This window comes from Pseudonocardia sp. McavD-2-B (genome assembly GCF_024124365.1).
Lineage (GTDB): Bacteria > Actinomycetota > Actinomycetes > Mycobacteriales > Pseudonocardiaceae > Pseudonocardia > Pseudonocardia alni.
This window is the reverse complement of the sequence record NZ_JAMXSG010000034.1, coordinates 23,287-29,516: the sequence shown is the minus strand read 5'-3', so window position 1 is coordinate 29,516 and position 6,230 is coordinate 23,287. Positions and strand designations below refer to the sequence as shown.

Annotated in this window: 5 protein-coding genes; all 5 read right to left on the bottom strand. The window is 74.7% G+C overall.

Annotated features, from left to right (window positions below; genetic code table 11):
- On the bottom strand, positions 1-748 hold a 748-nt coding region (locus NH602_RS07745; RefSeq protein ID WP_253067430.1), incomplete at its 3' end, for a DUF4142 domain-containing protein.
- Positions 749-762: 14 nt separating this feature from the next.
- Positions 763-2,139, bottom strand: coding sequence for a ferric reductase-like transmembrane domain-containing protein (locus NH602_RS07740; RefSeq protein WP_253067429.1), 1,377 nt, complete (start codon positions 2,137-2,139; stop codon positions 763-765).
- Positions 2,140-2,768: 629 nt separating this feature from the next.
- On the bottom strand, positions 2,769-3,563 hold the full coding sequence (gene trpA / locus NH602_RS07735; protein ID WP_253067428.1) for a tryptophan synthase subunit alpha: 795 nt from the start codon (positions 3,561-3,563) through the stop codon (positions 2,769-2,771).
- Positions 3,563-4,825, bottom strand: a complete 1,263-nt coding sequence (gene trpB / locus NH602_RS07730) for a tryptophan synthase subunit beta (protein ID WP_208823786.1) — start codon at positions 4,823-4,825, stop codon at positions 3,563-3,565. The genes trpA and trpB overlap by 1 nt, the downstream gene beginning before the upstream one ends.
- Before the next feature lie 159 nt (positions 4,826-4,984).
- Positions 4,985-6,226, bottom strand: coding sequence for an MFS transporter (locus tag NH602_RS07725; protein ID WP_308292819.1), 1,242 nt, complete (start codon positions 6,224-6,226; stop codon positions 4,985-4,987).
- Positions 6,227-6,230: the final 4 nt, after the last annotated feature.

The window sequence follows — 6,230 nt, the reverse complement described above, 5'->3', positions numbered from 1 at the left end:
GGACGAAGGCGGCGGCCGGGCCGGGGGCGGGGCGGCCGCGCCGGTGCAGGGTCATGAGCAGCCCGCCCGCGGCGAGCAGCGCGACCCCGACCACCAGCGCCGGGACGACGACGTCGGACGCGGTGCGGGTCCCGGTCGGCACCGGATCGGGCGGGGCGGGCAGCGCCGCGTAGTCGACCAGACCGGTCGACTCCAGATAGCCGATGTGCCGGGTGACGTACACCGACGCCTCGTTCGCGAACTGCCGCATGAGCTCGTTGCGGGTGCCGACCTTGACGTCGGTGATCACCGGCAGGACCGAGCCGTGCGCGGCGCGCAGGATCTGCACGAACTGGCGGTCGTAGTCGGTCCCGGTGCGGGCGGTCAGGTCGTTCATCCAGCCGATCTGCTGGTCGTTGGGCCTGCTGGGCAGCAGGACCCCGAGCTGTTCAGCGGTGGAGCGGACCAGCTCGTCGAGGTCGTGGTGCTCGACGCCGAGCTTGCGGGCGACCTCGCGGACGGCGGGCGAGGTGGCCTGCTGCTCGCCCTGCTGCCCGGTCGGGGCCTCCCAGAGACCGGCGAGGCGCACCTTCTGCAGCAGGTCGCGGTCGGCGGGCCCGAGCGGACCCCACCGGGTCTGCGTCCACCCCTGCTGCTGGTCGGTGGCGGCCGAGGTCGCCACCCAGTACTGGGCGAGCACGACGGCGGCGACCGCGGCCAGTGCGGCGAGCACCGACCAGCGGAGCGGGCCGGGGATCCGGCGGGACATGGGTTCTCCCCTTCTCAGACCTGGGCGAACTGCTCGGTGTGCACCCGGTCGTCCGGGACCCCGAGCGCGGTGAGGGTGGCGAGGACGTCGCCGACGAGCTGCGGTCGGCCGCAGACGAAGTAGTCGAGCCGGCGGGCCGGGTCCTCGAGGTCGGTCAGGACGGCGGCGAGCAGCGCGGTGTCGATCGGCCCGGTCGCCCCGGACCAGTCCGCCGACGGGCGGCGCAGCACCTCGGTGACCTGCAGGTCGATCAGCGTGCGCAGGTGCGCGAGCTCGGCCCGGAACAGCAGGTCGGCGCGGTCGCGGGCGTGCACGACCAGCCGGTACGGCCGCCGGTCGCCGCGGTCGGCGGCGGTGCGCAGCATGCTCATCATCGGGGTGATCCCGACGCCGCCCGCGATCAGCACGAGCCCGGTGGACGGCACCGAGTCCGGGGTGAACGAGCCGTACGGGCCGTCCACCCAGACCGGGTCGCCGCGGCGCAGCTCGCGCAGCCGCCCGGCGAAGTCACCGGTGTGTCGCACGGTGAACTCGACCCGCCCGCGGTCGGACGCCGACGACGCGATGGTGAACGGGTGCTCCTCCACCGACATCCGCTCCAGCCGCAGCCAGGCGAACTGGCCGGGCCGGAACCACGGTCCGGCGTGCCGGCCGGGCCGGGCGAGGACCAGCGTCGACACGGTGGGGCTCTCCGGGCGCACGACGTGCACCCGGAGCTCGCCGGTCGCCGCGCGGGCGCCCCAGCGCAGCACCAGCACCGCGACCAGCAGCAGGCCGAGCCCGCCCAGCACGGGCCCCATGACGGCGTCGCCGACCAGGTTGTTCAGCCACAGCACGTGCAGCGACGACGCGCCGACGACAACCGCGGCCAGACTCAGGTGCAGCCAGCGCCACACCTCGTGCGAGCCGGACCGGACACCGCGCAGCGCGAGCAGCAGCAGCACGACGACCGCGATCGTCGCGAGGGTGGCGGCCTGGCCGCGGGCCGGTGCGGCGAGCGGCACGAGCAGCCCGACACGTTCGGGGTGGTCGGCCACCACGCAGGCGAGGTGCAGCGCGACCAGTACCCCGGCGAGCACGCCGAGCCTGCGGTGCAGGCCGAGCAGGGTCTCCAGGCCGAGGGCGCCGGAGAGCCCGCGCACCCGGGACGGCAGCACCGCGACGATCACCATTGCCGACAGCGCGAGCAGCCCGGTCAGCACCGAGAGCTGGTGCAGCAGCGGCTGCGGTCCGGAACGGAGCATCCAGATCAACGACGGGCCGACGAGGACCGTGACCAGCACGGATCCCCACACCGTGCGGGCGCGGCGGTGCGCCAGCCAGGCGTCGGCGGGCGGCGGGGTGTCCCGCCGCAGGGGTGCGGTGACCGGATGCGGAACCGGGCGGGTCACCGGTCACCGGGCGTGCGCCCGGCCGGTGAGGGTGCCCGCAGCGGGCGGGGGTGGTGGGTGCGCGAGCGGTGGACCGTCACGGACCGGCCTCGGGCCGGTCGCGGGTGCGACGCTACGGTCGGGCGGACGCCGGGGGCGCGTCCGCGCAGGGCGGGGCGGGTCATCGGATCACTCCGGTTCGTGGAACCGGCCGGGTGGGGAGCCCCGGCCACCGCCGCGGCATCCAGGGGGAGCGGGCCGCGGTGCGGTGACACGAACATAGGAACCCCACCGGGACGGGGTTGCGTTCCTGAGAACACGCACCGCCGTCCGGTCGTCGGTGTCCGGCGGGCGGGGACCGATCGCTCCGGTCGGAGTACGGACGTACGACCGACCGGCGCGATGACTCTCAGGGACACGACGTTCACCGCGCGCGACCACCGCTGGTCCCGCGCAGTCGGCCTCCGGCGGCGCGATCGGGCACGCCGGCACAGCCGGAGACGGCAGCCCCGGGCACCCCGGAACCCGGCGGGACCGCTGCGGACGGCCGGTCGATCGGCCGGTGGCCGGTCGGGAGCTGCGACCGACGGCCCGACGACACACGACGGCCGCGCCCGCCCACGAGGAGCGGACGCGGCCGGTGGAGGAGGTCAGGCGGAGACGCGCTCCGCGGCGCGGACGCCCTCGGCGAGCTCGCGGGCGAGCGACTCGACCGCGGACGGCCCGCCGGACTCCAGCGCCTGCACGAACGCCGTCCCGACGATGACGCCGTCGGCGTAGCCGGCGACGTCGGCCGCCTGTTCGGCGGTGCGGACGCCGAGGCCGACGCACACCGGCAGGGTCGCGACCTCGCGGGTCCGGGCGACCAGGTCGCGGGCCTCGACGCCGACCGAGCGGACGCCGGTGACGCCCATGAGCGACGCCGCGTAGACGAACCCGCGGCTGGCCTCGACGGTCATCCGCATCCGCTCGGGGGTGGTCGTCTGCGCGACGAGGAACACCCGGTCCAGGTCGTGGGACTCCGAAGCGGTCAGCCAGTCCTCGCAGTCGTCGGGCAGCAGGTCCGGGGTGATGAGCCCGGAGCCGCCGGCCTCGGCGAGCTCGGCGGCGAACCGCTCGACGCCGTAGCGGTCGATCAGGTTCCAGTAGGTCATGACCAGCGCCGGGGCACCGGCGTCGACGACCCCGCGGACGGCGGTGAACGCGTCGCGGGAGCGGGCGCCGTTGTCCAGCGCCTGCTGGGTGGCGCGCTGGATGACCGGGCCGTCCATCAGCGGGTCGGAGTAGGGCAGGCCGATCTCGACGACGTCGACGCCGCCCGCGACCATCGCCCGCATCGCCTCGACCGAGCCCTCGACGGTCGGGTAGCCGACCGGCAGGTAGCCGACCAGCGCGGCCCGGCCCTCGGCGCGGACCTGCTCGATCCGCTGCGCCACGCTGCCCATCAGACCGCTCCGTCCGTCACGGCGTTGCCCTCGTCGTCGATCAGCTGGAAGTACTTCGCGGCGGTGTCGACGTCCTTGTCGCCGCGGCCGGACAGGTTGACCAGCACGACCTTGCCCTCGCCCAGGCGCGTCGCCTCGCGCAGCGCACCGGCCAGCGCGTGCGCGCTCTCGATGGCCGGGATGATGCCCTCGGTGCGGCAGAGCAGGCGGAAGGCCTCCATGGCCTCGGCGTCGGTGACCGACTCGTAGCGGGCGCGCCTCATGTCGTGCAGCCACGAGTGCTCCGGGCCGACGCCCGGGTAGTCCAGGCCCGCGGAGATGGAGTGCGAGTCGCGGGTCTGGCCGTCCTCGTCCTGGAGGATGAAGCTGCGCGAGCCGTGCAGGACGCCGACGTCACCGCCGCCGATCGACGACGCGTGCCGCGGGGTGTCGACGCCGTCGCCGCCGGCCTCGAAGCCGACCAGCTCGACGGAGGTGTCGTCGAGGAACGCGTGGAAGATGCCCATCGCGTTGGAGCCGCCGCCGACGCAGGCGCAGACCAGGTCGGGCAGGGCACCGGTGAGGTCCTGGACCTGCTGCCGCGCCTCGACGCCGATGATCCGCTGGAAGTCGCGCACCATCGCCGGGAACGGGTGCGGCCCGGCGACCGAGCCGATGAGGTAGTGCGTGTCGGCCACGTTGGTGACCCAGTCGCGCATGGCCTCGTTCATCGCGTCCTTGAGGGTCCGCGTGCCCGAGGTGACCGGGCGGACCTCCGCTCCCAGCATGCGCATCCGGGCGACGTTGAGCGCCTGGCGCTCGGTGTCGACCTCGCCCATGTAGACGACGCACTCCAGGCCCATCAGGGCGGCGGCCGTGGCCGAGGCGACGCCGTGCTGGCCCGCACCGGTCTCGGCGATGACCCGGGTCTTGCCCATGCGCTTGGTGAGCAGCGCCTGCCCCAGCACATTGTTGATCTTGTGCGAGCCGGTGTGGTTCAGGTCCTCGCGCTTGAGCAGGATGCGCGCGCCGCCGGCGTGCGCGGCGAACCGCGGCGCCTCGGTGACCAGGCTCGGGCGGCCCGAGTAGGTGCGGTGCAGCTCGGCGAGCTCGGCCTGGAAGGCCTCGTCGGACATGGCCGTGTGATAGGCCTGCTCGAGCTCGTCCAGTGCGGCGACCAGCGCCTCCGGGACGTAGCGGCCGCCGAAGCGGCCGAAGTACGGGCCGGTCTGGTCGACCAGCCGCGCCGTGTCCCCGGCCGGGGGAAGGGCGGTGTCGGTCACGAGTACTCCCTGACGGATCGAGGACCCCGATCTCGGGCCGCCGCCGGGCGGGGATGCGCCGGGAGATCGGGCGGTCACGACGGTACACCGGGCCCACGACGACGGACGCGGCACCGGGGGCTCTCATATATCAGCGGCCCGGCGCCGCGCGGGCGGGACTCAGACGTAGCGCGGGCGTCCCGCGACCCAGCCCAGCACCATCTCGGCGACGATCACCGCGCCGAGCAGCACCAGCGACGGCGTCCAGGACCCGGTGAGCCCGTGCAGGATCCCGAACAGGAACGGGCCGGTCGCGCCGATGAGGTAGCCGAAGCCCTGCGCCATCGCCGACAGGTCGGTGGTCTCGGCGGCCTCGCGGGTGCGGAGCGCGATCACGCCGAGCCCCAGCGGGAAGACCGCCATGCCGACGCCGAGCAGGACCGTCCACAGCCAGGGCGCGGTGGCCGGGGCGATCGCGAGCCCGGCGACGGCGGCCAGCGAGCAGCAGGCGAGCCCGACGATCCAACCCGACTGGGACGCCCGGTTCAGGGCGATCGGCGGGATGACGAAGCTGAGCGGGATGCCGATCAGGTTGATCAGGGCGAGCATCAGCCCGGCGTCGGTGCGGGTGACCCCGACCGAGACGAACAGCTCCGCGAGCCACCCCATCGCGACGTAGGCGACACAGGCCTGGAGCCCGAAGAACGCGGTGACCACCCAGGCCAGCGGCCGGCGCACCATCGGGCGCCGCTCCCCCGCGTCGGTGCGCACGACCGGCTCCGGCTCACCGTGCCGGGCCCCGATCGTCCAGACGACCAGCGCGGCCAGCGACAGCAGCGCCCACGCCCCGACCGCACCGCGCCAGCCGCCGAGCAGCGGTTCCAGCGGCGGCGTGAACGCGGCGCCGATCCCACCGCCCGCGGCCAGCGCGGCGGTGTAGACGCCGGTGACCCGGCCGACGGCGTGCGGGAAGGACTGCTTCACCACGACCGGGATCAGCACGTTGCCGATCGCGATGCCCGCCGCGGCGACGAAGGTGCCGCCGAGCACGACCCACGGGCCGTCGACGACGCGCAGCACGAGCCCGGCGGTCAGCACCGCCATCGCGAGGCCGATCGCGCGGGCCATGCCGAGCCGGCGGGAGAGCAGCGGGGCGGCGATCGCGGCGAGGCCGAAGCAGATGGTGGGCACCGCGGTGAGCACACTGGTCCAGACCGCGGAGGCGCCGAGGCCGTCACGGACCTCGCCGAGCACCGAGGACATCGAGGTCACGGCCGGGCGGAGGTTGGAGGCGGCCAGTGCCACCCCCACGACGAGCAGCGGAGTCCCGACGAGCGCACCGCGGCGCGACGGCCCGGTCTCCTCGGCCCGCCCGGTGGCGATGGTCTCCTCCGCGCGTGTCTCCTGCTCAGCAATGCTCACGAAA

Excerpts from the sequence above, each read along its gene's own strand:
- trpA (WP_253067428.1), bottom strand. The coding sequence starts at position 3,563 with ATGGGCAGCGTGGCGCAGCGGATCGAGCAGGTCCGCGCCGAGGGCCGG.